Origin of the sequence: Sphingobium subterraneum (assembly GCF_014199435.1) — a bacterium.
In the GTDB taxonomy this organism is placed as follows: Bacteria; Pseudomonadota; Alphaproteobacteria; order Sphingomonadales; family Sphingomonadaceae; genus Sphingobium; species Sphingobium subterraneum.
The window spans coordinates 57621-83549 of record NZ_JACIJP010000002.1 but is presented as its reverse complement, the minus strand read 5'-3'; the positions used below and the strand labels follow the sequence as shown (position 1 = coordinate 83549).

Sequence of the window (25929 nt, the reverse complement as noted above, 5' to 3'; positions counted from 1 at the left end):
GATGAGCATGATCGAGGCGATCAACAGCGCGATGGATGTGGCGCTGGGCCGTGATCCTGACGTGATGATCTTCGGGCAGGATGTCGGCTATTTCGGCGGCGTGTTCCGCGCCACCGACAGGCTGCAGCAACGCTATGGGAAGACCCGGGTCTTCGATGCGCCCATTTCCGAAGGCGGCATCGTTGCGGCAGCCGTGGGCATGGGGGCGTATGGCAAGCGGCCGGTGGTCGAGATCCAGTTTGCCGACTATATCTATCCCGCCACCGATCAGCTCATCTCCGAAGCTGCTCGCATGCGCTATCGCACGGGCGGGGAATGGTGGTCGCCGATCACGGTGCGTTCGCCCTATGGCGGGGGCATCTATGGTGGGCAGACGCACAGCCAGTCGCCCGAAGGGATCTTCACCCATGTGGCGGGTTTGAAAACCGTCATCCCGTCCACACCCTATGATGCCAAGGGCCTGCTGATCGCGGCGATCGAGGACGATGATCCGGTCCTCTTTTTCGAGCCCAAGCGCCTCTATAACGGACCGTTCGATGGCCATCACGATCGTCCGGTGCAGAGCTGGGCCGGTCACCCGGACGCGGATGTGCCGGAGGACCATTATGTCGTTCCCCTTGGCAAAGCACGGATCGTGCGCGCCGGGCAGGATGTGACAATCCTCGCTTATGGGACGATGGCGCATGTCGCGCTGGCCGCAGCGCAGGAAACCGGGATCGACGCCGAAGTCATCGACCTGCGCACGCTTATTCCCCTCGACCTCGAAACGATTGTCGCGTCGGTGAGCCGGACCGGACGCTGCGTCGTCGTCCACGAAGCGACCCGCACCAGCGGTTTCGGAGCGGAACTGGCCGCACTGGTGCAGGAACATTGCTTCTTCGCACTCGAAGCGCCGGTCGAGCGCGTCACCGGATGGGACACGCCCTATCCGCACGCCTTCGAATGGGAATATTTCCCCGGCCCGCTACGCCTTGGTGAAGCCCTCAAACGCACGATGAGACTTTGATGAGCGAGTATATTTTCAAGCTGCCGGACATCGGTGAAGGCATTGCCGAAGCGGAAATCGTATCGTGGCATGTCGCGGTGGGCGACAGCGTGAGCGAGGACCAGCCGCTCGTCGATATGATGACAGACAAGGCGACGGTGGAGATTGAAAGCCCGGTCAGCGGCCGGATCGTCCGCCTTGCGGGAGAACCGGGCGAACAGGTCGCGATTGGCGCGCCGTTGGTCGTAGTGGAGGTGGCTGGGGAGGTTGTATCGTCCGCTGCGCCGGAAGAGCCTGCGCGGGAACCGGAACAGCCTGTCGCCACCGAGCCGCCAGCGCCGGTTATCGAAGCACCGCCAGCGGAGGCCGTACCTGCTTCGGTCGGGCCTGCCGATAAAGCCTTACCGGAGCAAAGCAAAAGCCCATCCGTGCTCGCATCCCCCGCCGTGCGTGCGCGGGCGAAGGATCTGCAGATCGACCTCGCCCAGGTCAAGGCCGTCGAGGGGCGTATTCGTCACAGCGACCTCGACGCCTATATGCTCTACAACAGCGGCCAGGGTTATCGTCCTGCGTCACGCACCGGTCGGGTGGACGAGGCGATCAAGGTCATCGGCCTGCGTCGCCGAATCGCGGACAATATGGCCGCGTCGAAGCGCCATATTCCGCACTTCACCTATGTCGAGGAAATCGACGTCACGGCGCTGGAAACCCTTCGCGCCCAGCTCAACGCGGCGCGCGGCGAGCGGCCCAAGCTCACGATCCTTCCTTTCCTGATCACCGCCATTGGCCGGATGATCCCGCGCTTTCCGATGATGAACGCGCGGTTCGACGACGAGGCGGGTGTCGTGACACGGCACGGCTCGATCCATATGGGCATCGCGACTCAGACGGACGGTGGGCTGATGGTGCCGGTGGTGCGCGACGCGCAGGATCGCAACATCTGGCAGCTCGCCGCCGAAGTCGCGCGTGTCGCCGAAGCGGCGCGCAACGGCAAGGCGACGTCGGAAGAACTGTCGGGGTCGACGCTGACCATCACCTCGCTGGGCACGTTGGGCGGCATCGCCACCACTCCGGTCATCAACCGTCCGGAAGTGGCGATCATCGGCCCCAACAAGATCGTCGAACGGCCGATGTTCGTGCCCGATGGACTGGGCGGCGAGCGAGTCGAAAAGCGCATGCTGATGAACCTGTCGATCAGCTGCGATCACCGCGTCGTGGATGGGTGGGACGCGGCCAGCTTCGTTCAGGCGCTCAAGCAGGCACTGGAAGCCCCGGCGTCCCTGCTGGTCTGAGGATCGTTGGGGACCGACGGGTTCGTCTTCACAAGCGAGGAACATGCGCCGCGGGGCATCGGTATAACCGCGCGAGCTGTTCCGCACGATCTGCAAGAGACATATTGACATCCCACCGCAAATGAAACACCATTTCTGAGATCTCAATAAAGGGGCGTGAGATGGCGGGTGGCAGCGGCAACGACGAGGATTATGCGACTTCTCCCGTACCGTTTTACGGGCGCGGTTCCTGGACCACGCCGTTTTTCGCGGCGCTCGGGATGGCGACCGCGCTTATTTATATGCAGCTCGCCTCGGTCGTGACGCTCCAATATGGCTTGGTGACCGCGGTGCTGACGGTGGCCTACAGCACGGCCGCAAGCTGTGGCGTTGCCATGGTTATCGCGTGCGCCGCAATCCGCACCGGCTTCGGCATCAACCTGATGGCGCGTGCGGTGCTGGGCGCGCGGGGGAGCGTCCTCTTCAGTCTGTTGTTCGGCTTCACCACTTTGGTCTACTTCGCCGTGGAAGCGAACATCATGGGCGCGGCGATCGGCGAAATGACGGGCGGCCTTGCGCTGACCTTCATTCTGCCGGCGGTGGCCATCGGCATGATCCCGCTGGTCTGGTTCGGCATGCGTTTTCTGGGCAAATTTCAAGCGATGACGCTGATCGTCTACGTCGTTCTGCTTGGCGCCGCGCTCGTGCTGTCGCTGAAGGGCGCCGCGCCTTCCGCCGCAGGGGTCGCCGCCATGGGGGCGTCTCCGCTTTCGCTCATCGGGGCGATCGGGATCATGAACGGGCTGGTTTTCGTCACCGCGCTGGTCACGGCGGATTTTGCGCGCTTCGTGCGGCAGGACATCGTGAAGGCGGGCACAGTCTGGATGGGCGGGGTGTTTCAACTGGTCGCTTTCGGCGTGTCGGGCGTGATGGGGATCTGGTTCGCGCTCCGCTATCAGGTTGCCAATCCCGGCGTGTATCTGGTGACGGCGCTGGGCGGCGGAGGCGCGCTGCTGGCGCTGGCGACGCAGCTTCGCATCAATCTTGCCAATATGTATCTGGGTTCGATTGCCTTCACCAACGCCGTCGAGGAAATGACGCCGCTCCGTCCTCCCCGTCATCTGATGGTCGTCATATTCGGCGTCGTGGCCGCGCTCGTTCTGCTGCTGCATGCGACCCACATGATCGAGGCCGCGCTCAACGTGATCGGCCTGTTCAGCCTGTGCTTCACGGTGCTCATTCTGGTCGACATCCTGGTGGTGCGCCGGGAGAAATGGCGCAACGCGGGCGACAGCGCCTTTACCCAGTTTGCCGCGTGGCGTTGGCCCGCCATCCTCTCGTTGCTGATATCCTCGCTGCTGGGAAACATGACCCTGTGGGGCACATTCGGGCCGTCCATCGTCCCGGCAGCATCGATCATCGCCGGGGTACTTCAGGCGGCGCTCTACGTCGCATTGTCCCATCGCGTGCCGACGCGGAGCAACGTGACCGCCGTCTGATCATGCCCGGCACTTTGGCCGCCATAGGTCCCGGTTGTGCGGGGCCGGGCAGAAAATCCATCAAGGACATTGTATGAAAGAGAAAAAGTGGGTTTTTTCCGGCACGTCGCTGGAAAGCGCATATGGCTACAGCCGGGCTATCCGCCAAGGTGATCGAATCGTTGTATCGGGATGCGCTCCGATAGAGGCCGACGGTTCCTCCCGGCCGGACGCGGCGGGGCAGGCGGCGCGCTGCTTCGAGATCATCCGCCAGGCAATTACCGACCTCGGCGGTCGGACCGACGATATCATTCGCACGCGCCTCTATCTGACCAGCCGCGATGACCTGGATGCGGTGATGAGAGTCCACAAAGAATGGGTGGGCGAGGCGAAGCCCACATGTTCAGCGATTATTGCTGAACTGGCCCGGCCCGAATGGAAGGTGGAAATCGAGGCGGAAGCGGTCTGCATTCCCGAATAATCGACCGCATGATGGGCGCACCCGCCCCGCCCGTCCCGACGCCGTTGCCGGAATGGCATAAGGGCCATCTCGCTTTTTGGACAAACACCCAGTTGCTCTACAGGAAATTTCCTATAAACTGAGATCGCAGATCAAACAATGGAGGGATTTATGGGTCGTCGGGCTGATCCGGTTATCATCACATGCGCAGTCACCGGGGGCATTCATACCCCCACCATGTCGCCATATCTGCCGATTACGCCGAGCGAGATCGCGGATTCGGCGGTAGAGGCAGCGGAAGCGGGCGCCGCGATCATCCATCTTCATGCGCGGGATCCGCAGTCGGGTCGCCCGGTGCAGGATCCGGACATGTTCATGCAGTTCCTGCCACGCATCAAGCAGGCGACAGACGCGGTCATCAACATCACGACGGGCGGTGGGCTCGGCATGGCGCTGGACGACCGGATCGCTCCCGCGCTTCGCGCCAAGCCGGAAGTGTGCAGCCTCAACATGGGCTCGATGAACTTCGGCGCGTTTGAACTCGGCGCCAAGTTCACCGAATGGAAGCACGACTGGGAACAGCCTTATCTCGAAGGCACCAAGGATCTGATCTACGCCAACACCTTCGCGATGCTGGAGCGCATCATGATTGAAGTGGGCCAGCAGCATGACGTCCGTTTTGAGTTTGAATGCTATGACTTCAGCCATCTGGAAACGCTCAAATATTTCGCCGACAAGGGGCTGGTGAAACCGCCCTTCCTGATTCAGGGCATATTCGGCATTCAGGGCGGAATGGGCGGACGCATCGAAAATCTGGTCAATTTCAAGATGCTCGCCGACCGCATCTTTGGCGACGATTACAAATTCTCGGCCTTTGGCGTCGGCCGTCAGCAGATGCATTTCGTCACTGTCGCCGCGATCCTTGGCGGCGCGGTGCGGGTGGGGCTGGAGGACAGCCTGTATATCGGGCGGGGCGAACTCGCCAAATCCAATGCCGAACAAGTCCGCAAGATCCGTACGATTGTCGAAGCGCTGGGGCTGGAGATCGCCACGCCCGATGAGGCGCGCGCTATCCTCGGCCTGAAGGGCGGAGACCGGGTTGACTTCTAGCCTGCCCCGCGATGTGTCGGCGCAGACTGTCCTCGTTACGGCGGGGGCTTCGGGGATCGGCTGGGCGATTGCCCGCCGGTTCCTGACCGTCGGCGCCCGTGTCGCGCTCTGTGACGTGGACGCAAACGCACTGGACCGGGCGTGCGAAGAGCAGCCCTTGCTTCTCGCCGGTGTGGTGGATGTCAGCGACGAAACGCAGGTCGATGCATTCGTAACGGCGGTAAAGTCGGAACTCGGTCCCGTCGACACACTCGTCAACAATGCAGGGATCGCGGGTGGATGCGCGCCGATCGCCACGCTCGGCATGGAAGACTGGCGTCGGTCGTTCAACGTCAACGTGCATGGCTGCTTCTCATTCCTGCGCGCTGTAACCCCGGACATGGAGCAGCGGGGCGGGGGGGCTGTCATCAACATTTCCACCGGGTCGGTGTTCACGCTTCCCGTCAACCGGTTGGACTACATCGCCTCGAAATGGGCGGTCGAAGGATTGACGAGGGGCGCAGCGAAGGAGCTGGGCCCTGCCGGAATCCGCGTCAACGCGATCAGGCCGGGCCTGGTCGACGGGCCGCGAATGCAGGCCATCCTGCAGGCGCAGGCCGACAGCAAGGGGGTTCCCCTTGCCCATATCGAGGCAGGCTTTCTCGACTTTATTTCGATGCGTGCGAAGGTTCAGCCGCATGAAATAGCCGATCTGGCGGTTTTTCTTGCCTCTCCTGCTGCCCGGCACATTACCGGCCAACTGATCGGCGTCGACGGCAATATCGAGTGGGAGCAGTGAGCGGTGGCGAACCGCAGGGTCGGTGGTTCGGCTTGCGCATTAGGGGGGCGACATTGCCTTGAGAGCGGCGGCGAAACCATCCGCCATTGCGTTCACCTGCGTGTCGTCCGAATTGCTCCGCGACACCAGCACCCGCCAGTAAAGCGTTCCGGCAATTACATCGAACGCCAAATCGACATCCATTCCCGGCGAGAGTTCGCCGCGCTGGATGGCGCGATCCAGCAACGCAACGATGCTGATCCGCTTGCGCGCATACACCGTATCGCGAATGGCCTTCGCGAGCAGCGTATCCCGGCACATTTCCGCATAAAGATCGGGCAGAATGCGGGTGGCCAGCGGACGGCGCATCATGCGCAGGCCTGCCTCTACATAGCTTTTTATGTCATCCCGGAGGGAGCCCCGGTCTTCCGCCTGGACGATTTCCAGCTCAATTGCGGTGATCATCGCCACGACCATCGCCTCTTTGCTGTTCCAGCGCCGATACAGTGCCGCCTTGCCCACGCCAGCCCGCTTGGCGACGGCATCCATGCTCATCTGATCATAGCCCACGCGGGCGAGTTCGATAATCGCGGCGCGCCAGATCGAGCGGGTCACATGCGGTCGAAGCAGGGCAGCGCCTCGTGGAGCGGTTTCGGTGATCGCCTGATAATTCATAGGGCCTCCATACAATCGAAACGCTTGCGTTCCAACCCGAATCGTGCAAGAAATAAGAACGGAACCAATCCGTTCCGTTATAGAGCTGATCCGACGCGATCATGAAGCGGCCTATAATGACGGTCAGAAGCGGGGCGGCATTCGGCTCGCATGAGGATTGCCAAGGGAAAATAAGGGGATCGACATGGGAAAGATGAACAGGTTTTTCAGGGTCGCACTGGTCACCACCAGCCTGCTGCCGATGGTCGCGCACGCGCAGGAGGGCGCTCCGGCAGCGGCCGATGATGCCAATGGCGGCATGCCGGACATTGTCGTGACCGCGACCAAGACGGGTGCGCAAAGCCTGCAGAAGGTACCGCTCGCGATTACGGCATTCTCTGCCGAGACGATCGCGCAGATGGGCGCGGCATCGCTCGTTAACGTGGCGCAGGTTACCCCCGGTTTTGCCTATACGTTCAATGGCCCCTGGTCGATCGCGTCGATTCGCGGTGTGGGCACGAACAATGTGTTCGCAGGCGGCGATCCCAGCACCACGTTGCAGGTCGATGGCGTTTACTACGCGCGTCCCACCGGCGCCAACGTCGATTTTCTGGATTTCGAGCGCGTGGAAGTCCTGCGCGGACCCCAGGGTACGCTCTATGGTCGCAACGTCATCGGCGGTACGGTCAACATTCTCACCAAGGATCCGACCGACGAACTGCGCGGCGAGGTCAAGATGACCATCGGCAACTATATGCTGGTGCGCCCCGAATTCGCGCTGTCCGGCCCGCTCGCGAATGGCGTGTCGTTTGCCGTGTCCGGACGGTATAGCTACCACGATTTCTACACCAAGGAACTCAATCCGTCGCTCAAGGATGGCTGGAACGAGAACCGCTGGGGCGTGCGCGGCAAGCTCAAGTTCGATGTCTCGCCGGGTGTCGATATCATATTGGCGGCCGACTACAGCAAGGCGGACGAATATTTCAATTCCTTCACGGTGCGTCGCTCCGCTCCGTTCATCCCGGATGGCCTGAATCCCGGCTTTCATGAAAGCGCGCTCAGCGCCCCGAACCAGGGCATTACCGAGCAATATGGCACCAGCGCCAAGATTGCCGCCGATCTGGGCGGCGCGACGCTGACGTCGATCACGGCCTATCGCGAGTCGAACGCGGATTTCGAAGCCGACCTCGATTTCACGGCGGTCGACCTGTTTCACACCCGCGCCTTTGTGGAAAATCAGAGCCAGTTGAGCCAGGAGCTGACACTCTCGGGCAATATTGGCGGCGTCACCTATGTCGTTGGCGCATTCGGCATGCGGGAACGGGCCGTCAGCTATTACGGAGCGGTGGTGTTCGGCAGCGTTCTGCAGACGCAGGGGATCAATGCCTTGACGAAGTCCGGGGCGGTCTTCGGGCAGGTCGACATACCGGTTGGCGACAAGCTCAAGTTCACGGCCGGCGTGCGCTACACGCACGACGAGAAGGACGTCGAAAACATTTTCGGTGTCCAGACGACGGGCATCACCAACGACCGTCACCAGTTGCCCTCCAACACCGCGCCGATCTTCTCGGGCGGCAGCACGAAGGGTGCAATGACGCCGAAGTTCGGCGTTCAGTATCAGGCATCGCGCGATACGCTGGTTTATGCGTCGGTGACGAAGGGCTACAAGAGCGGCGGTTTCAACCTGCTGATCGATCCCTCGTCCATCAACTCCGCCGGATATAAGCCGGAATATGTGTGGGCCTATGAAGCGGGTCTGAAACTCGGGATTCCGTCGATCGGCGGGCGCTTGAACATCGCCACATTCTACAACGACTATAAAGGTTTGCAGGTTAACCAGTTTGTGTTCGATCCGGTATCCGGGACGACCAACCAACTTGTGAACAATGCCAAGAAGGCCAAGATCAAGGGTATCGAACTGGAAGGCGCTTTCCAGCCCACCGACGCGGTCGAGTTTGGCGGCAGCCTCGCCTATCTGGACGCGAAATATAAGGGCAGCTTCCCGGCGATCAACAACTTCACCTCCGGCCCGGTCAACCCGGATGGCAAGCGCCTCAATGATGCTCCGCGCTGGTCGGGAAGCGCTTACCTCCAGTATAATGCGTCGCTTGGCAGCAGCACGGATCTCCATCTGCGCGGCGGGGCCACGTACAAGGGTGACGTGTTCTACACCCCGCTCAATGACATCCGGCTAGGGTCCGAAGCGCACTGGCTGTTCAATGCCGGTCTCACGATCGAGTCGAAGACCAACGGCCTGAGCGGCGGCATCCGCGTCGATAACATCACGGACAAGAACTATGTGGTCGCGACCTATGCCGCCTTCTCGGCGGGTGCGATGCCCGGTGAGCCGCGCACGGTGCGCGGGTTCGTATCCTATAAATTCTAATTCTGTCAGGAGTGTTTATGAGTGAGGATCTGCAGGCCGCCGAGCATATGCTCGGCGGTGCAATGGAGGCGTTGACACGCTCCGAAACCGGCCCGTGGAGCGAAATGTTTCACGAAGACGGCGCGATGGAGTTCCCGTTCGCGCCTCCGGGCTATCCTCCCCGGCTCGACGGAAAATCTGCAATCGCAGATTTCATCAAGGGTTACCCCGATCATGTGAACCTCAAGAGCATGACGTTTACGGGGAGTTACTACAGCGGAAACACGCTGATCATCGAGATGGTCGGGGACGCCACGAGCCTCCCTGCCGGGAATGATTTCACGATGAAATATGTTGCGGTTATTACGGTCAGGGACGGCAAGTTCGTGCTGTACAAGGACTATTGGGATCCGCTGGTCGGCATCAAGGCGATGGGCGGACTAGAAGCGCTCGAAGCACTGGGCGCGGGAGGGATCGCATGAGCGATAAGGTTCTCGTCATCGGTGGTACCGGCAAGACCGGCGCTCCGCTGGTCCATCGTCTGATCGAAGCTGGTATTCCGGTCCGGTCTGCGACCCGGTCTGGCACCGCGCCTGCGGGTGCGGAAGGGATCGCCTTCGACTGGTTCAACGCCAACACGTTCCAGAGTGCGCTGGAAGGCGTGTCGGCGGTGTATGTCGTGGCTCCGGTGGGGCATAACAGCCCGGTCGACATCGTCGCGCCCTTCATAGATCAGGCCATTGCGGGCGGCACGCGCCGGTTCGCACTGCTGAGTTCATCGCTGCTGGAAGAAGGCGGACCGGCGATGGGCCAGATCCATACGGTGCTCAAGGAGCGTGCGCCCGAATGGTCGGTGTTGCGTCCTTCCTGGTTCATGCAGAATTTCATCAACGAACCGCATCTGTCGAGCATCTGCAAGGAAGACTCGATCTATTCCGCGACCGAAGAGGGGCAGGTTCCGTTTATCGCGGTCGAGGATATTGCCGAGGTCGCCTTCCATGCCCTGACCAGCGACACCCCGCTGGGGCAGGATCTGCTGCTCACTGGCGGCAATCTGCTGACTTATGGCGATGTTGCGGACATCATCGGCAAGGCGCGCGGCAAGCCCGTCCAGCATGTCCGGCTTACCGTCGAACAGCTGGCGTCCTGGCACCAAAAAAATGGTCTTGGCGCCGATTATGCCATGATGCTTGCGGGGCTTGACGGCCTGATAGCAAGTGGTGCAGAAGCGCGAACGACGACGGTTATTTCTGAGATCTCAGGAAGAGAGCCTGTCGCTTTTGCGGCATTCGCCGATCAAAACGCGGATGTCTGGAAATAGCATTGCAGACCGCGTTGCTACGGGGTCGGTTGAAACAAAGGGATTTCGGATATGGTGGTGGAAGGTAAAGTTGCGCTGGTAACCGGCAGCAGTTCGGGCATCGGCAAGTCGGTCGCCCTGCGGCTTGCAAAGGCGGGGGCCAAGGTCGCCGTCGTCGCGAGCTCCAGTGTTGCCAAGGCGCAGACGGTCGTCGACGAAATTGTCGCGGCGGGCGGCACAGCGGCGCCATTCGCCGTTGACCTGCGCAATCCGGATGCCGTCGCCGGGCTGGTCGGGGACGTCGAGCAGCAGCTCGGGCCGGTGGAAATCCTGGTTACGTCGGCCGGCATCTTCCTGCCGACGCCGATTGGCGATGCCGATCTGGGTACGTTCAACCAGATGGTCGACGTCAACCTCAAAGGGACGTTCTACTGCGTCAACGCGGTTGTTCCGGGCATGAAGAAGCTGGGCGGCGGTAAGATCGTCTGCCTTTCGTCCGCTGCCGACCGCCTGGGCATTGCCGCGTTCGCAACCTATTGCGCGACCAAGGGCGGCGTTACCCAGATGGTGAAGTCGCTGGCGCTGGAACTGGCCCCGCACAACATCAACATCAATGCGGTTTGCCCCGGCAACACGGCCACTCCGATGAACGAGGCGATGCGGACCGATCCCAGCCAGCGCACCCTGCTGGACTCGCTCAACGCCGCGGTGCCGAGCAACAACAAGTTCTCTAGCTCGGACGATGTGGCGGAGTTGTGCTACTTCCTCATCGCATCGCCCGGTTCGAACGGGATGCATGGCTCCTCGGTGCTGTGCGACGAGGGTCTGTCGGCGGGCGTTTCGCTCTGACATCTGCGCCATAAGGCCACCTCGTTCGAGGTGGCCGCGTAAAGATGATCGCTCCAGCCCGGGTCTGTGACCTGTGGCTGGAGCGATATCCTTTTAGCGCTCGTTGGTCCCAGCAGAAATCGCGCGGCGATGAGGGCGTATCGACGCGCTGCTCTGCAGCCCATTGCGCCGTAAGCCTCATGCACCGGCGCGGCTCAGGGCGTGGGGAGGCTCTTGCTCGCCTGCTCGGTCACGTCCTTGGACAAGCCGGGCTGTGCGAGGATGCGGCGGAGCTGCGCCTGCATCAACGCGCCGCGATCCGCATCGAACCGGAGCCAGCGACCCAGAGGGGGGATCATGCGCGCGGCGGTTTGCGGATTGATCGGATCGAGCGCGACGATGAGATCGCCGAGGATCGTGTAGCCGCGCCCGCCCTTCTGGTGGAAGGCCCACTGGTTTGCCGCGAACGCGCCGTAGAGCGAACGCACACGATTGGGGTTGTTGAGCGTGAAATCGGGGTGTTTCGCCAGCTGCTCGACAAGCGGCACGGTATCCGGATGGAAGGCGAGCGCCTGCGTCTGGAACCATTTGTCGAGGACGAGCGCGTCGTCACGGTAGCGGTTGTAGAAGATGTCGAGTGCCGCTTCGCGCTCGTCGCTGGTGCCATTTGCCAGCACAGCCAGCGCCGCCTGCCGCTCGGTCATGGTGTTGGCCTGCTCGAATTGTGCGAAGGCGACGCGTGCCCCGTCTTCCGCGCCGCTCGCCACGATGTAGACGAGCGCCATGTTGCGTAGCTTGCGCGCGCCCTTTGATGCGGGCGAGAGGTCGAAGACTGGGCGCGCCGACCGCCGGTGCAGATTGCGCCATAGTGGTTCGAGTGCCTCGCCGATGGCGCGTTGCAGGCGGTCGCGCGCCTCGTGAATGGCGTCAGGATCGACCACCGGCATCTGGTCGCCAAGATAGGCTTCGCTCGGCAGGCGGACGGCCTCGGCAATGAACGCATCGTCCAGCGCCGGGTCGGTTGCGGTGTTGCGTATGGCGGCGATCACAGGCTTGGGATCGAGCGTGCCGGTTGTGATGCCATGCACCAGCGCATTGACCATCAACTGCTGCATCGCCTCGTAGCGGGCGAATGGGTCGTCATCATGCGCGGACAGGAAGGCCAATTCGTCCTGGCTGCGCTGCGCATTGATGATGACCGGGGCAGAGAAACCGCGGTTGATGGAGAGGACCGGAGGGCTGTTGATGCCTTCGAAGCGGAAGGACTGGCTGTCCTGCGTCAGCAGCAAGGTCTGCTCGCCCGTCTGCTCGCCGGACTGCCGATCGAACAGGGCCGTGCGCAGCGGGATCGCCATCGGCTGCTTGGTCGGTTGGCCGGGCGTCGGGGGGAGGCTCTGTTCCAGCGTGACGGTCGCGCTGTGGCTGTCAGGATCGTGTTTCACCGACACGGCGATGCGCGGCGTGCCTGCCTGTTCATACCAGCGGCGGAACTGGGTAAGGTCGATGCCGCCGCCTTCTTCCATCGCGCGGACAAAATCCTCGCAGGTGGCGGCCTGTCCGTCGTGCCGCGCGAAATAGAGGTCGGTGCCCTTGCGATAGCGGTCCGGCCCGAGCAGAAGCGCCATCATGCGGATGACTTCCGCGCCCTTGTTGTAAATGGTCGCGGTATAGAAGTTACTGATTTCCATATAGGATTCAGGGCGAACCGGATGGGCGAGCGGGCCGCCATCCTCTGGGAACTGCGCGGCGCGAAGCGCCCGGACATCCTCGATCCGCTTGACGGCGGGGGAACCCATGTCGGCGGAGAAACACTGATCGCGGTAGACGGTCAGCCCTTCCTTGAGGCTGAGCTGGAACCAGTCGCGACAGGTGACGCGGTTCCCCGACCAATTGTGGAAATATTCATGGGCAACAACCCCCTCAACCGCGTCATAATCCGCGTCGGTGGCCGTTTCCGCATCGGCGAGGATGTAGCGGCTGTTGAAGATGTTGAGACCCTTGTTCTCCATCGCGCCAAAGTTGAAATCGTCGACCGCGACGATGTTGAACACGTCGAGATCATATTCGCGGCCGTAGGTGCGCTCGTCCCACGCCATCGAATCCTTCAAGGCCTTCATCGCATGCTCAGTGCGCGGGAGGTCGGCCTCACGCACCCAGATGCCGAGCTTCACCGCGCGCCCGCTCATCGTGGTAAAGTGGTCGGCGTTGCAGGAAAGGTCGCCCGCGACCAGCGCGAAGAGGTAGCTGGGCTTCGGGAAGGGGTCGTTCCATTGCGCCCAATGTCGCCCGTCCGCCGCTTCGCCTGATGCGACCGGATCGCCATTGGAAAGGAGGACGGGATAGGCCGTTTTGTCGGCCTCCATCCGCACGGTATAACGGCTCAGGATGTCCGGGCGGTCGGGGAAGAAGGTGATGCGGCGAAAGCCTTCGGCCTCGCACTGGGTGCAGAGCAGGCCGCCACTGGCATAAAGGCCCATCAACTTGCTGTTGGCGGATGGCGCGAGGGCCACGCGGGTTTCGACGCTGTGGCGCTCGCCGCCCAGCGGAATGACGAGCGTGTCGTTGTCGAGCGTCCATTCGTTCGGATCAAGCGGGCGACCATCGACCAGTACTTCGAGAGGCACCAGCCCGTCGCCATCGAGGCGCAGCGGGCGATCGTGCGCGCCATTGCGTGTGACGCTCAATGTCGCGTGCACGCGCGTCGTTTCCGGATCGAGCGCGAAGTCGAGGGCGATGTCCGGCACCAGCCAATCGGGCACACGATAATCGGCGCGATGGATGACGGTCGGGGCCGGGGTCAGGGTTGCCTGAGTGTGAGGCTGGGTCTGGATATCTGCCATGCGCTGCAACCTATGGTCGAGCGGCGCAATGTACAATGGGGATGGGTCGCGATAGGGGGGAGCGGTGCCACATATGTTCATCTTTGGTCTTGGCTACACCGCGAGCCGCCTTGCCGCGCGGCTGCGGCGTGACGGCTGGCAGGTCAGCGCAACCGGGCGGGCGGGCGATGTGGATTTTGCTGACGCGGATGCCGTGCGAGCGCACATTGCGCGGGCAAGCCATATCCTGTCGTCCGTCCCACCCGACCGCGACGGGGACGACCCGGTGCTCGCGCATTATGGCGATGTGGTCCGGGCGAGCAGTGCGCGCTGGTTCGGCTATCTGTCCTCCACCGGGGTTTATGGCGATACTGGCGGCGCGTGGGTGGATGAAAGCGCACCGATCGGCACCGGACGACGCAGCGCGCGGGCGCTAGCCGACCAGAAGTGGCAAGACCTGCGCCCTGATATGCGGGTGTTCCGTCTGCCCGGCATCTATGGGCCGGGGCGCAGCGCGCTCGAACGGGTGCGGGAGGGGAAGGCGCACCGCATCGCGATCGACGGGCAGGTGTTCAGCCGGGTGCATGTCGACGATATCATCGGCGGGGTGATGGCGAGCTTCGAGGGACTGCCGGGGGTTTATAACGTCGCGGACGATCGTCCGTGCAGCCAGAACGCGGTGATTGAGGGGGCGTGCGCACTGCTGGGTGTGGCGCCGCCGCCGCTGCTGTCCCTGGAGGACGCAGGCCTTTCTCCGATGGCGCGCGGATTTTACGCGGAAAACCGCCGTGTTGCGAACGGACGGGCGAAGCGCATGCTGGGCTGGCGGCCGCTCTATCCCAGCTGGCGCGAAGGATTAATTGCCTGTCGTAATGAAGAAGGAAATTGATCAGAATTACTGAGTCGGATCATTTCCTGTTCATTCAAAATGCGTTAGGGCGCCGAAACCAGTGTTGGCGATGAGGTTCCGATGACCGTTTTCTCCCGTTCCGCTCCGCTTCTGTTTGTTCTGGCCTTGGGCGTTTCCCCGACCGCTGCTTATGCGGGGGGTGACGCAGTGAAGGGCAAGACTGTGTTTGCCCGCTGCGCAATTTGCCACGGGGTCAAGACCGGCGAGGTCAAGCTCGGGCCGACGCTGTTCAAAGTGGTGGGTCGCAAGGCCGGTACCGTCCCTGCCTTCCAATATTCGGCCGCGATGAAAGCCTCCAAGGCGACCTGGGACGCCAAGACGCTCGACGCGTATGTCACCAACCCGATGAAATATATCCCGGGTACGCGCATGGCGTTTGCGGGTGTGCCACAGCCCGCCGACCGGGCAAACCTGATCGCCTATCTGGCGACGCTGAAGTAAAAGTGTGAGGGTGCCGACGCACCCTTGCCCTACGCGCTCGGCCTGACTAGGCAGCGGCCATGCGCGCGCTTCATGATGTCGACTGCTGGATCTTTGATCTGGACAACACCCTCTATCCGGCGAGCGCCGACCTGTTCGCGCTGATCGACCGGCGGATGGGCGAATATATCTGTGACCTGCTGGGTTGCGATGCGATTGAAGCGCGGCGCGTGCAGAAGGGCTATTTCCTCGATCACGGCACGACGCTCGCGGGGTTGATGCAGCATCATGCGGTCGATCCGCACCATTTCCTCGATTATGTGCACGATATCGACATGGACCGGCTGGCGGTTGACGCGGCGCTGGTGCGGCATATCGAAGCGTTACCGGGGCGCAAGGCGATCTTCACCAACGGCGATGAACCCTATGCGCGGCGGGTGCTCGCACGGCTGGGGCTGGCGGACAGCTTCGAGCTGATCCACGATATCCACGCCACCGGCTACAGGCCCAAGCCCGATCCGCAGGGCTATGCCATGCTGCGCGATACGCACGGAATAGATCTTTCCCGCGCCGCCTTTTTCGAGGATATGGCGCGTAACCTGAAGCCCGCAAAGGCGTTGGGCATGCGTACGATCTGGATCAACAACGGATCGGAAAGCGGGCATGTCGGCGCGGACAGCGGCTTCATCGATTTTGAAATTGACCATCTGACGCCGTTTCTGGCGAATTTTCACGGGGAATGAGAATGACCGACCACAGCACTTTGATCGCAACCCTTGACGCTGCGTGGGAGGACCGCGCGAATGTCGGGCTGAGCACCAGCGGCGAAGTCCGCGATGCGGTGGTTACGGCGCTTGGCCTGCTCGATTCGGGCGCGGCGCGCGTGGCGGAGCCCGTCGGCGACGGCTGGCAGGTCAACCAGTGGCTCAAGAAAGCGGTGCTGCTCTCGTTCCGCCTGAACGACAACGCGCTGATCCCCGGCGGTCCGGGCGGTTCGCACTGGTGGGACAAGGTGCCAAGCAAGTTCGCCGGGTGGGACGAGGCGCGGTTCCGTGCCGCAGGCTTTCGCGCTGTGCCGGGCAGCGTGGCGCGCGCAGGGTCGTTCATCGCGAAGAACGTCATCCTGATGCCGAGCTTCGTCAACATCGGCGCCTTTGTGGACGAAGGCACGATGGTCGATACATGGGTAACGGTCGGGAGCTGTGCGCAGGTCGGCAAGAATGTGCACCTGTCGGGCGGCGTCGGCCTGGGAGGCGTGCTCGAGCCCTTGCAGGCGGACCCGGTCATCATCGAAGACGACTGCTTTATCGGCGCGCGGTCGGAAGTGGTCGAAGGCGTGCGGGTCGGCAAGGGGTCGGTGCTGTCGATGGGCGTCTTCATTACCAGCACGACGAAGATCATCGATCGCACGACCGGCGAGATCTTCGTCGGAGAAGTACCCCCCTACAGCGTGGTCGTTCCCGGTAGCCTGCCCGGCAAGCCTCTGCCCGACGGGACTCCTGGACCGAACCTCTCCTGTGCCGTAATCGTGAAGCGCGTGGACGCGCAGACACGGTCGAAGACGGCGATCAACGACCTGTTGCGCGATTGAATCGATTGCGGTCGGAAGGGTGTTACAAATTGGGAAAAGAAGCCTGATTTATCCCCTGTTTTTATGTGATTATGACTTGCCGAGCACGCCCCGGCATGACATCGGCGGAACTGCAGCCGCATGCCTGACCCCACTTGGGTGTGCGGCTGCACGGAGGCCCTTCGGGGTGTCCTGTCTGGACCGGACAAGGTGAACCCCACAGCAGCCTTGTCCGGTCCAGGCGAACCCGTTCGGGCATTGCGGGTTACACGTTGCTGAACGGGGCGGGCAACGGGCTTGGCTTTGCGGCGGCACGCGCCTACATGCCACGCGATGCCGCCTGATTTTCCCACCGCCGTCAAGAACGAACCGATGCCGCCGGTCTGGGCGACGCTGAAGCGGTTCTTCGTGTATTTATGGCCTGCCGATGCTCCGGCCCTGCGCGCGCGGGTGGTGTTATCGATGCTGCTGGTGCTGGCGGGCAAGGCGACGGGCCTGTTGATGCCGTTCGCCTATAAGGCAGCAATCGACCGGATGGCGCCGGGAATGGAACCGGCCGTGGGACTCGCCATGGCGCTGGTCGGCGCTTATGCGCTGGCGCGGTTCGGCAGCGTGGCATTCGACAACGTGCGCAACGTTGTGTTCGAGCGCGTTGGGCAGGAGGCGACCCGGCGGCTCGCCGACCATGTTTTCATCCACCTCCACCGCCTGTCGCTACGCTTTCACCTCAACCGCAAGACCGGCGCGGTCACGAAGGTCATTGAGCGCGGCACCAAGAGCATCGACACGATGCTCTATTTCATCCTGTTCAACATCGCGCCGACGATCGTCGAGCTGGCGGCGGTGTGCGTGATCTTCTTCGTCAAGTTCGGTACGGGGCTGGTGATCGCAACGCTGCTGATGGTGGCGGTCTATATCTGGTTCACGCGGACGGTGACGGAATGGCGCAACCAGTTGCGGCGCGATATGGTGGACATGGACACCAACGCCGTTGCCCATGCGGTCGACAGCTTGCTCAATTTCGAAACAGTCAAATATTTCAACGCCGAGGACCGCGAGGCAGACCGTTATGGCCGGGCCATGCGGCAATATGCCAACGCGGCGGTCAAATCCGAAAACAGCCTTGCGCTTCTCAACATCGGGCAGGCGCTTGTCACTAACCTGATGATGGCGGGCGCGATGGCGTATAGCGTGTGGGGGTGGAGCCAAGGCCGCTTCACCACCGGCGATGTGGTGTTGGTGAACACGTTGCTGGCGCAGCTGTTCCGCCCGCTCGACATGCTCGGCATGGTCTATCGCACGATCCGGCAGGGCGTGATCGACATGGAAGCGATGTTCGCGCTGATCGATACACCGCAGGAGATCGTTGATGCGCCCGGCGCGCCGGACCTTGCCGTGGCGAAGGGCGAGGTGCGCTTCGACGATGTGGTCTTCGGTTACGATGCGGACCGGGAAATCCTGCACGGCGTCAGCTTCACCATTCCCGCGGGCAAGACGCTGGCGATCGTCGGTCCGACAGGCGCGGGGAAATCCACGATCGCGCGGCTGCTGTTCCGTTTCTACGATGTGAACGGCGGGCGCATCCTGATCGACGGGCAGGATATCGCAACGGTGCGGCAGGACAGTCTGCGCGCCGCAATCGGCATCGTGCCGCAGGACATGGTGCTGTTCAACGACACCATCGGCTACAACATCGCCTATGGACGTGAGGGCGCCTCGCACGCGGAGATCGAGGAGGCGGCGCGGGGCGCGTCCATCCATGATTTCATCCTGTCGTTGCCCAAGGGCTATGACACTCGGGTGGGCGAGCGCGGGCTGAAGCTGTCGGGCGGGGAGAAGCAACGGGTCGCGATTGCGCGGACGTTGCTCAAGAACCCGCCGGTGCTGATCCTGGATGAAGCGACCAGCGCGCTCGACAGCCGGACGGAAGCGGCCATTCAGGACGTGTTGGGCCGCATTGCCCAGCGGCGCACCACCATCATCGTCGCGCATCGCCTGTCGACCGTGGTGGAGGCGGATGAGATCATCGTGCTCGACCAGGGACGTATCGTCGAGCAGGGCACGCACCGCGCCCTGCTGGCGGGCGACGGGTTGTATGCGCAGATGTGGATGCGGCAGGCGACCGAGCGGGACAGCGGGGAGGAAGCCGAACTGGCGGATGCCTAAGAGCGGCACAGCTTGAGTTTCGGCGGCGAGGGAGTAAGAAAGTGCTCCCCCTATCCGGAGACATTCCATGTTTCGTCCACTGACCGACCGCATCCTCGTGTCCCCCCAGATCGCCGTGGAGGACGTTGCGCGCGCGAAGGATCTGGGGGTCACGTTCATCATCAACAATCGGCCGGACGACGAGGAGCCGGGGCAGGTCAACGGTGCGACGATCGAGGCTGCGGCCAAGGACGCCGGGATCGGCTATGCCGCTGTGCCCGTGAGCCATGGCGGCTTTGCCCCGTGGCAGCTCGACGGGATGGCCGATGCGCTGGCGAACGCCGGGGATGGCACGTTGCTCGCTTATTGTCGCTCGGGCACGCGCTCGACCCTGCTGTGGGCGCTGACCCGCGCACGCGCCGGGGACGATCGCGATGCACTAGCCGAAACAGCAGCGGCGGCGGGATACGACCTTGCCCCCGTCCGGCAGATCATGGACGCGTTGGCAGGCGGCGCTTAGGTTGCTCCGGCGCGTCAGCCGACAGTGATGGATCCGCCGCCTTCTACGCCCGGCACCGGATAGCCGCCGCCGAACATATGGGCAAACGGCGCTGCAACTGCCATCAGCACCATCATGGCTACGACCGCAGCGAGGAATAGCACCAGCACGCAGGCGATTCGCTTGTCTTCGGGCACCTGCATCAGCGGGCCAAGGCCAAGGTAGAAGAGATAGGCGCCGTAAAGGCCAAGGATCATCAGAAACCCCAACCCCGGGATCAGGGTGAAGATCCCCGCCAGCCAACCGGCGGTTCCGCTGTAGGCGGCCAGCTTAAATGCCTGGACCCGGTCACCCGCGCCCCCGAACTGCGGCACGATATACTGGACGAGCAGGCCGATGATCGCCACGCCGATCAGCGCCATGACATATTGCTGCACGCCCATCGCCAGCGCGGCAGCCAGACTGGGGCGATAGGTGACGCCCAGAAACCCGTAACCAAAGACGATGGCGCGCAGGAACGTCGCCACCGCAGGAATCGCGGCGAGGATGCATATATAGCGTGTGTAAAGGCTCGCGATGCTGGCCGACTCGGCGGCGATGACGGGCCATTCGGTCTTAGGCGTCGTCAGGATCGCCTTCACGCGGTTCACGAAACCGGGCGGAATTTCGATGGGACTCTGGTCGCTCATGATGCTGTCTCCCCCAAAACCAGCGGCACGGCGGCCGCCGATGGCGAAACAGATCATTGACGGGGCGCGAAGTCAATATTCGGCGCCGTCGCTTCCGCCCCGCTCCAGATGCAGCGAGCTGTGGATAACTTGGCCAAGACGGTTGCGAGCGTGAGCGCGAACCGCCACATTGGTGCCATGTCTACTGCCTCGCCCGGTCACGCCTCCTTCGTTCCGCTGCGCATCTTTTCGTCCTACACGATGCTCGACGGCGCGATTGAACCCAAGGCGATCGCCAAGCAGGCGAAGAAGCTGGGCTTCCCCGCCGCTGCACTGACCGACCGCAACGGCCTGTACGCCGCGATGGCCTTTTCCGACGCGGCGAAGGGCGAGGGGGTACAGCCAATCATCGGTGCGATGCTGTGCGTGCTGCGCCCCGGCCGCCCCGCCAACGCACCGAGCGTGCATGACTGGATCGCCCTCTACGCGCAGGACGAGGCGGGGTACGACAATCTGTGTGCGCTCGTGTCTATGGCGCATCTCGATCGGCCGATCGAGGAGCAGGCGCATGTTGATATCGCCGCGCTCGACGGGCGGACGAATGGGCTGCTTTGCCTGACCGCCGGAGGGGAGGGCGCAATCGCCCGCCTCTTCGCAGAAGGGCAGCCGGATGCGGCGCTCGCCTATGTCGAGCGGCTGGAGGCGCTGTTTCCCGAGCGGCTCTACATCGAGATCGCACGGCGTAACAATGCGGTGGAGACGGCGGCGGAAGAGGCGCTGATCGACGTGGCCTATGCGCGTAACCTGCCGCTGGTCGCGACCAACCCGACCTGCTTTGCCGAGCCGCATTTTCACGAGGCGCATGACGTGATGCTGTGCATCGCCGACAGCGCCTATGTCGACAGCGTCGATCGGCGGACCAGTTGCCGCGACGCGTGGATGAAGCCCGCCGCACAGATGGAGCACTTGTTCGCTGACCTGCCCGAGGCGTTGGCCAATACGCTGGTCGTCGCGCAGCGCTGCGCGGTAATGGCGCCCAAGCGCAACCCGATTCTCCCCAGCCTTGCGGGCGATATCGAGGGCGAGGCACGGATGCTGCGCGACCAGGCGACGGCGGGGCTCGATGCGCGGCTTGAAAAGGCGCTGGCGCTGGCGGGCGAGGATGCGCTGGATGGGGATGGGTTGCGCGCGCGCTTCCCGGACTATTATGAACGGCTGGAATTCGAGCTCGGCATCATCATTCAGATGGGCTTCCCCGGCTACTTCCTGATCGTTGCCGACTTTATCACATGGGCGAAGGACAACGACATTCCGGTGGGGCCGGGGCGCGGGTCCGGCGCGGGTAGCGTGGTAGCCTGGGCGCTGACCATCACCGATCTCGATCCGCTGCAACTGGGCCTGCTGTTCGAACGCTTCCTCAACCCCGAGCGCGTGTCGATGCCGGACTTCGATATCGACTTCTGCGAAACGCGGCGCGGTGAGGTGATCCGCTATGTGCAGCAGAAATATGGCGCGGACCATGTGGCGCAGATCATCACCTTCGGAAAGCTGAAGGCGCGCGCGGTACTGAAGGACACCGGCCGAGTGCTACAGATGAGCTATGGGCAGGTCGACCGGCTGGCGAAGCTGGTGCCGAACATGCCGACCGACCCTTGGACGCTGGAGCGAACCCTCAACGGCATTGCCGAGTTCGAGCAGGAGTATAAGGGCGACCCGCAGGTCCGCCGCCTGATCGACCTGGCACTGAAGCTGGAGGGCCTGCCGCGCCACAGTTCGACCCACGCGGCGGGCGTGGTGATCGGCGACCGGCCGCTTTCCCAACTGGTGCCGCTCTACCGCGATCCACGATCGGACATGCCGGTGACGCAGTTCGACATGAAATATGTCGAGGGCGCGGGGCTGGTGAAGTTCGACTTTCTCGGCCTCAAAACCCTCTCGGTGCTGCAAAAGGCGGTGAAGCTGCTGGCGCAGCGCGGCATTACGGTCGATCTGGCGGCGCTGCCGTGGGACGACCAAGGGGTGTACGACCTGCTCCAGCGCGGCGATACCGTCGGCGTGTTCCAGCTGGAATCGGAGGGGATGCGCAAGACGCTCGCCGCCGTGAAGCCGACCAATTTCGGCGATATCATCGCGCTCGTGTCGCTGTACCGGCCGGGGCCGATGGACAATATCCCGATGTTCGGTCGGCGCAAGAACGGCGCGGAAACGATCGTCTATCCGCATGATCTGCTCAAACCCATTCTCGAAGAAACCTACGGCATCTTCGTTTATCAAGAACAGGTGATGCAGGCCGCGCAGATCCTTGCGGGCTATTCGCTCGGCGATGCGGACCTGCTGCGCCGCGCGATGGGCAAGAAGATCAAGGCGGAGATGGACGCGCAACGCGAGCGTTTCGTGTCCGGATGTGCCGCCAACAGCCAGATCGCGAAGGCCAAGGCGAACGAGCTGTTCGACTTGATCGACAAGTTCGCGGGCTATGGCTTCAACAAGAGCCACGCGGCGGCCTATGCGCTGCTTGCCTATCACACGGCCTGGCTGAAGGCGCATTATCCGGCGGAATTTTATGCCGCATCAATGGCGTATGACATCCATCTGACCGACAAGCTCACGGTGTTCGTCGACGATATGCGCCGGGCGGGGGTGACGTGCCTGCCGCCGGACATCAATCGCAGCGAGGCGGATTTTTCCGTCGAGCCAGTGGAGTTGGCGGAAGGCGGCGACCCGCGCCTGGGCCATGGCGTGCGCTACGCGCTCGGCGGCCTTAAGGGTGTGGGCGAAAAAGCGATGGAAGTGCTGGTCGCCGAGCGCGAGGCAAAGGGCGTGTTCAGCTCGCTCGATGATTTCGCCGATCGGGTGGAGCCGCGCCTGCTCAACCGGCGGCAACTGGAGAGCCTTGCGGCGGCGGGCGCGTTCGACGGGATCGAGCCGGACCGTGCGGGCGTCCATGCGGCGGCGGAAACGATCCTGTCGGTTGCGGCGAGCGCAGCGGAGGCGCGGACCAGCGGGCAGGGCGGCCTGTTCGGCGGAGACGATGTCCCGCATGCCGATGTGCGCATCCCGCCCCATGCCGCGTGGACCGTCGCCGAGCGCATGGCGCAGGAGAAGGATGCGTTCGGTTTCTATTTTTCGGCCCATCCGGTCGACCGCTATCGCCACATCGCCGATGCGCGCGGTGCGAAGAGCTATGGCGCATTGTGTGCGGCTCCCGCCTATGGCGGGGGCGACGAGGGCGGACGATCGCACGCTGTCATGGCGGCAATGGTCGAGGACGTGCGCTGGCGCGACACGCGTAAGGGCGGGCGCTATGTCTCGGCGACCTTCTCCGACAACAGCGGGCAGTTTCAGGCAAGCTGCTTTGACGAGCTGGGCTGCAAGGCGATCGACGAGCTGGCGAAGGCGGGCGATTGCGCGCTGCTCACCGTGGAACTGGAACGGCAGCCGGGTGAGGACACGCCGCGGGTGACGGTGCGGGCGGTGCAGCCCTTTGCGTCGATCGCGAGCGGAATGCGCATGGAATATTGGATCGATGTTACCGATGCCGGTGCAATCCCGCTCCTCGCCGGACTGCTTGCCGGAAGCCGGGGCGGGCGCGGAGAGATCCGCATCCGCGCGCTTGCCGCCCACGGGCAGGTCGTGGTCGTGCGGCTGGGCCGCGATTACAATATCGATGCGGAACTGATCGACCGGATCGGCACGGTGCCCGGTGTGGTGCATCACCAGATGGCGCCACGCGAGCCACTCCGGCTGGTGGGGTGATTTCGGCCTGAGCCGTTCCGCCGATGCGGGGTTTTACTTTTTCCCGCCGAAGAGCACCGCCTTTTCCGCGTCCGTCAGTTCCTTGCGCGGAGGATAGAGCGTTTCCTTGGTCTCATAGGCGCGGATGACGGCCGGACGGGATTTCATGGTCTCGAACCAGCGCTGCACGTTCGGGAAATCGGCAAGGTTCTGCTTCTGATTTTCGTGCGGGACGATCCAAGGATAGATCGCCATGTCGGCGATGGAATAATCGCCCGCAACATAGTCGCGCCCCGCCAGCCGTCGGTCGAGCACGCCATAGAGACGCGCGGTCTCGTTGGTGTAGCGGTCGATCGCGTAGGGAATTTTTTCGGGCGCGTAGATGTTGAAATGATGATTTTGCCCCGCCATCGGGCCAAGACCGCCGACCTGCCAGAACAGCCATTCGAGCACCTCCATCGTACCGCGCGGATCCTGCGGGACGAACTGTCCGGTCTTGCGCGCGAGGTAGAAGAGGATGGCGCCGCTTTCGAAGACCGAGATCGGCTCGCCTCCGCCCGGAGGATCGCGGTCAACAATGGCAGGGATACGGTTGTTGGGGGAAATGGCGAGGAAATCCGGCTGAAACTGATCGCCGGTGCCGATATTGACGGGGAACACCTGATGCTCCAGCCCGGCTTCCTCGAGGAAGATGGAAACCTTGAGGCCGTTGGGCGTCGGCCAGCTGTGCAGTTCGATCATGATGTGTCCCTCCTGACGTGGCCCTTCATGTAGGAAGCGGGCGCGTCGATCCAAGCGGATCATTGCAAAAATCAGAACAGCGAGAGCTGCGCACCCTGCGGTGGGCAGAAGAGATCGGTGCGCAGCGCCATACGGCGGTCGAGCGTGCCGGTGTTGCGCACCGCCTTGCGGAAGCGGGTGCGCAGCAGATCGGCCCAGACGCCTTGCCCGCGCATACGATGGCCGAACCGCGTATCATTGTCGCGCCCACCGCGCAGGTCGTTGATGATCGCCATCACCTTGCCCGCGCGGTCGGGGTAATGCGCGTCGAGCCAGGCGCGAAACAAAGGCGCGACCTCATAGGGCAGGCGGACGGGGATATAGCTGGCGCTGCGCGCGCCCGCAGCGGCGGCGGTGGCGACGATCGCCTCGATCTCATGATCGGTGATTGCCGGAATGACGGGCGAAACGCAGACATGGACCGGGACGCCCGCGTCGGACAGCCTGCGGATCGCGTCGAGGCGTCGCTCTGGGTGCGAGGCACGGGGTTCGAGCGTGCGGGCCACAGCGGGGTCGAGCGTCGTCACGGAAATGCCAACCATCACCAGGTCGTCCCGCGCCATATCGGCCAGCAGATCGACATCGCGGGTTACGCGCGCCGTTTTGGTGGTGATGAGCAGCGGATGTCGGCACTCGGCGAGCACCTCTATGCACTGCCGCGTGATGCGCCAGCCCGCCTCGATCGGCTGATAGGGATCGGTGTTGGTGCCCATCGCAAGCGGTGCGACGCTGTAGCCGGGGCGGCCGAGCTCCTCGCGCAGAAGAACAGGTGCGTCAGGCTTGGCGAACAGCTTTGTCTCGAAATCGATGCCGGGGGAGAGATCATGCCAGGCATGGCTGGGGCGGGCGTAGCAATAGATGCAGCCATGCTCGCATCCGCGATAGGCATTGACCGAGCGGTCGAAGGCGACGTCGGGCGAGCTGTTGCGGGTTATGATGGTGCGGGGTTGCTCCACCGTGACCTGCGTGCGCAGCTTGGCGGCGGGGCCGTCAATCGCTTCGGCCATATCGAGCCAGTCGCCATCCTTCTCCCGTGCGGGGAGGGCAAAGCGCTGGCTGGCGTCGTTGCGGGTCGCCCCGCGTCCCTTGAGAATCGTCATATATGAACTAGAACATAAAGAGAACGAAAGGGCAAGTTACACCATTCCCGACCCGGAAATGGAGGCCGTTACTGA

Annotated in this window: 22 protein-coding genes; 17 read left to right on the top strand and 5 right to left on the bottom strand. The window is 63.0% G+C overall.

Annotated elements, in window-relative coordinates; translation table 11 throughout:
- Nucleotide 1: 1 nt before the first annotated feature.
- From FHS92_RS07110 to FHS92_RS07085, 6 genes are all read left to right on the top strand, one after another.
- Nucleotides 2–1006 carry an alpha-ketoacid dehydrogenase subunit beta gene (locus FHS92_RS07110; RefSeq protein WP_184080220.1) on the top strand — a complete coding sequence of 335 codons (1005 nt, stop codon included), beginning with the start codon at nucleotides 2–4 and terminating at the stop codon, nucleotides 1004–1006.
- Entirely contained in the window at nucleotides 1006–2277 is a 1272-nt protein-coding gene (locus FHS92_RS07105) for a dihydrolipoamide acetyltransferase family protein (RefSeq protein WP_184079041.1), read from the top strand. The genes FHS92_RS07110 and FHS92_RS07105 overlap by 1 nt, the downstream gene beginning before the upstream one ends.
- A gap of 161 nt (nucleotides 2278–2438) precedes the next feature.
- Entirely contained in the window at nucleotides 2439–3755 is a 1317-nt protein-coding gene (locus FHS92_RS07100; protein ID WP_184079039.1) for a purine-cytosine permease family protein, read from the top strand.
- 73 nt (nucleotides 3756–3828) lie between these two features.
- Complete coding sequence (locus FHS92_RS07095; protein ID WP_184079038.1) at nucleotides 3829–4215, top strand: RidA family protein; 387 nt, start codon at nucleotides 3829–3831, stop codon at nucleotides 4213–4215.
- Between the two features lie 150 nt (nucleotides 4216–4365).
- A complete protein-coding gene (gene kce, locus FHS92_RS07090) occupies nucleotides 4366–5304 on the top strand; it encodes a 3,5-dioxohexanoate:acetyl-CoA acetone transferase (RefSeq protein ID WP_184079037.1) in 939 nt (312 codons plus the stop codon).
- On the top strand, nucleotides 5294–6082 hold the full coding sequence (locus tag FHS92_RS07085; protein ID WP_246351858.1) for an SDR family oxidoreductase: 789 nt from the start codon (nucleotides 5294–5296) through the stop codon (nucleotides 6080–6082). The genes kce and FHS92_RS07085 overlap by 11 nt, the downstream gene beginning before the upstream one ends.
- A gap of 39 nt (nucleotides 6083–6121) precedes the next feature.
- Here FHS92_RS07085 and FHS92_RS07080 read toward each other — a convergent pair whose 3' ends face one another.
- The gene (locus FHS92_RS07080) at nucleotides 6122–6736 is read right to left on the bottom strand and encodes a TetR/AcrR family transcriptional regulator (protein ID WP_184079036.1); all 615 of its coding nucleotides are present in this window, start codon (nucleotides 6734–6736) and stop codon (nucleotides 6122–6124) included.
- A 184-nt stretch (nucleotides 6737–6920) separates the two neighbouring features.
- Here FHS92_RS07080 and FHS92_RS07075 point away from each other — a divergent pair, with 184 nt between their 5' ends.
- From FHS92_RS07075 to FHS92_RS07060, 4 genes are read left to right on the top strand one after another with little or no spacing between them, the layout of a single operon-like run.
- Complete coding sequence (locus FHS92_RS07075; protein WP_184079035.1) at nucleotides 6921–9101, top strand: TonB-dependent receptor; 2181 nt, start codon at nucleotides 6921–6923, stop codon at nucleotides 9099–9101.
- Between the two features lie 17 nt (nucleotides 9102–9118).
- Nucleotides 9119–9562, top strand: coding sequence for a nuclear transport factor 2 family protein (locus FHS92_RS07070; RefSeq protein WP_184079034.1), 444 nt, complete (start codon nucleotides 9119–9121; stop codon nucleotides 9560–9562).
- A complete protein-coding gene (locus FHS92_RS07065) occupies nucleotides 9559–10401 on the top strand; it encodes an ergot alkaloid biosynthesis protein (protein ID WP_184079032.1) in 843 nt (280 codons plus the stop codon). The genes FHS92_RS07070 and FHS92_RS07065 overlap by 4 nt, the downstream gene beginning before the upstream one ends.
- Nucleotides 10402–10452: 51 nt before the next feature.
- Entirely contained in the window at nucleotides 10453–11229 is a 777-nt protein-coding gene (locus tag FHS92_RS07060) for an SDR family NAD(P)-dependent oxidoreductase (RefSeq protein WP_184079030.1), read from the top strand.
- A gap of 194 nt (nucleotides 11230–11423) precedes the next feature.
- On the opposite strand, the gene pepN is transcribed toward FHS92_RS07060, so the two are convergent.
- A complete protein-coding gene (pepN, locus tag FHS92_RS07055; protein WP_184079028.1) occupies nucleotides 11424–14048 on the bottom strand; it encodes an aminopeptidase N in 2625 nt (874 codons plus the stop codon).
- 64 nt (nucleotides 14049–14112) lie between these two features.
- Here pepN and FHS92_RS07050 point away from each other — a divergent pair, with 64 nt between their 5' ends.
- The 6 genes from FHS92_RS07050 (at nucleotide 14113) to FHS92_RS07025 (ending at nucleotide 19592) form a co-directional block, all read left to right on the top strand.
- Entirely contained in the window at nucleotides 14113–14916 is an 804-nt protein-coding gene (locus tag FHS92_RS07050; RefSeq protein WP_184079027.1) for a Rossmann-fold NAD(P)-binding domain-containing protein, read from the top strand.
- A gap of 81 nt (nucleotides 14917–14997) precedes the next feature.
- On the top strand, nucleotides 14998–15378 hold the full coding sequence (locus FHS92_RS07045) for a c-type cytochrome (RefSeq protein WP_184079026.1): 381 nt from the start codon (nucleotides 14998–15000) through the stop codon (nucleotides 15376–15378).
- A 59-nt stretch (nucleotides 15379–15437) separates the two neighbouring features.
- Nucleotides 15438–16100, top strand: coding sequence for a pyrimidine 5'-nucleotidase (locus FHS92_RS07040; protein ID WP_184079025.1), 663 nt, complete (start codon nucleotides 15438–15440; stop codon nucleotides 16098–16100).
- Nucleotides 16101–16102: 2 nt separating this feature from the next.
- Entirely contained in the window at nucleotides 16103–16948 is an 846-nt protein-coding gene (gene dapD / locus FHS92_RS07035) for a 2,3,4,5-tetrahydropyridine-2,6-dicarboxylate N-succinyltransferase (RefSeq protein WP_184079024.1), read from the top strand.
- Nucleotides 16949–17260: 312 nt separating this feature from the next.
- Nucleotides 17261–19093 carry an ABCB family ABC transporter ATP-binding protein/permease gene (locus FHS92_RS07030; protein WP_184079023.1) on the top strand — a complete coding sequence of 611 codons (1833 nt, stop codon included), beginning with the start codon at nucleotides 17261–17263 and terminating at the stop codon, nucleotides 19091–19093.
- Nucleotides 19094–19160: 67 nt separating this feature from the next.
- On the top strand, nucleotides 19161–19592 hold the full coding sequence (locus tag FHS92_RS07025) for a protein tyrosine phosphatase family protein (protein WP_184079022.1): 432 nt from the start codon (nucleotides 19161–19163) through the stop codon (nucleotides 19590–19592).
- A gap of 14 nt (nucleotides 19593–19606) precedes the next feature.
- Here FHS92_RS07025 and FHS92_RS07020 read toward each other — a convergent pair whose 3' ends face one another.
- Nucleotides 19607–20260, bottom strand: a complete 654-nt coding sequence (locus tag FHS92_RS07020; protein WP_184079021.1) for a Yip1 family protein — start codon at nucleotides 20258–20260, stop codon at nucleotides 19607–19609.
- 177 nt (nucleotides 20261–20437) lie between these two features.
- Here FHS92_RS07020 and dnaE point away from each other — a divergent pair, with 177 nt between their 5' ends.
- Nucleotides 20438–23995: a DNA polymerase III subunit alpha gene (gene dnaE, locus FHS92_RS07015; protein ID WP_184079019.1), complete on the top strand. Its 3558-nt coding sequence runs from the start codon at nucleotides 20438–20440 to the stop codon at nucleotides 23993–23995.
- A gap of 33 nt (nucleotides 23996–24028) precedes the next feature.
- Here dnaE and FHS92_RS07010 read toward each other — a convergent pair whose 3' ends face one another.
- Entirely contained in the window at nucleotides 24029–24715 is a 687-nt protein-coding gene (locus tag FHS92_RS07010; RefSeq protein WP_184079017.1) for a glutathione binding-like protein, read from the bottom strand.
- Nucleotides 24716–24786: 71 nt separating this feature from the next.
- Nucleotides 24787–25854 carry a PA0069 family radical SAM protein gene (locus tag FHS92_RS07005; RefSeq protein ID WP_184079015.1) on the bottom strand — a complete coding sequence of 356 codons (1068 nt, stop codon included), beginning with the start codon at nucleotides 25852–25854 and terminating at the stop codon, nucleotides 24787–24789.
- Nucleotides 25855–25929 lie beyond the last annotated feature (75 nt).

Coding starts and splice junctions, on each gene's coding strand:
- FHS92_RS07100 (WP_184079039.1), top strand. CDS start 2,439: ATGGCGGGTGGCAGCGGCAACGACGAGGATTATGCGACTTCTCCCGTA.
- kce (WP_184079037.1), top strand. CDS start 4,366: ATGGGTCGTCGGGCTGATCCGGTTATCATCACATGCGCAGTCACCGGG.
- FHS92_RS07065 (WP_184079032.1), top strand. CDS start 9,559: ATGAGCGATAAGGTTCTCGTCATCGGTGGTACCGGCAAGACCGGCGCT.
- dapD (WP_184079024.1), top strand. CDS start 16,103: ATGACCGACCACAGCACTTTGATCGCAACCCTTGACGCTGCGTGGGAG.
- pepN (WP_184079028.1), bottom strand. CDS start 14,048: ATGGCAGATATCCAGACCCAGCCTCACACTCAGGCAACCCTGACCCCG.
- FHS92_RS07075 (WP_184079035.1), top strand. CDS start 6,921: ATGGGAAAGATGAACAGGTTTTTCAGGGTCGCACTGGTCACCACCAGC.
- FHS92_RS07095 (WP_184079038.1), top strand. CDS start 3,829: ATGAAAGAGAAAAAGTGGGTTTTTTCCGGCACGTCGCTGGAAAGCGCA.
- dnaE (WP_184079019.1), top strand. CDS start 20,438: ATGTCTACTGCCTCGCCCGGTCACGCCTCCTTCGTTCCGCTGCGCATC.
- FHS92_RS07040 (WP_184079025.1), top strand. CDS start 15,438: ATGCGCGCGCTTCATGATGTCGACTGCTGGATCTTTGATCTGGACAAC.
- FHS92_RS07010 (WP_184079017.1), bottom strand. CDS start 24,715: ATGATCGAACTGCACAGCTGGCCGACGCCCAACGGCCTCAAGGTTTCC.
- FHS92_RS07070 (WP_184079034.1), top strand. CDS start 9,119: ATGAGTGAGGATCTGCAGGCCGCCGAGCATATGCTCGGCGGTGCAATG.
- FHS92_RS07110 (WP_184080220.1), top strand. CDS start 2: ATGAGCATGATCGAGGCGATCAACAGCGCGATGGATGTGGCGCTGGGC.
- FHS92_RS07020 (WP_184079021.1), bottom strand. CDS start 20,260: ATGAGCGACCAGAGTCCCATCGAAATTCCGCCCGGTTTCGTGAACCGC.
- FHS92_RS07045 (WP_184079026.1), top strand. CDS start 14,998: ATGACCGTTTTCTCCCGTTCCGCTCCGCTTCTGTTTGTTCTGGCCTTG.
- FHS92_RS07105 (WP_184079041.1), top strand. CDS start 1,006: ATGAGCGAGTATATTTTCAAGCTGCCGGACATCGGTGAAGGCATTGCC.
- FHS92_RS07025 (WP_184079022.1), top strand. CDS start 19,161: ATGTTTCGTCCACTGACCGACCGCATCCTCGTGTCCCCCCAGATCGCC.
- FHS92_RS07005 (WP_184079015.1), bottom strand. CDS start 25,854: ATGACGATTCTCAAGGGACGCGGGGCGACCCGCAACGACGCCAGCCAG.
- FHS92_RS07060 (WP_184079030.1), top strand. CDS start 10,453: ATGGTGGTGGAAGGTAAAGTTGCGCTGGTAACCGGCAGCAGTTCGGGC.
- FHS92_RS07030 (WP_184079023.1), top strand. CDS start 17,261: ATGCCGCCTGATTTTCCCACCGCCGTCAAGAACGAACCGATGCCGCCG.
- FHS92_RS07080 (WP_184079036.1), bottom strand. CDS start 6,736: ATGAATTATCAGGCGATCACCGAAACCGCTCCACGAGGCGCTGCCCTG.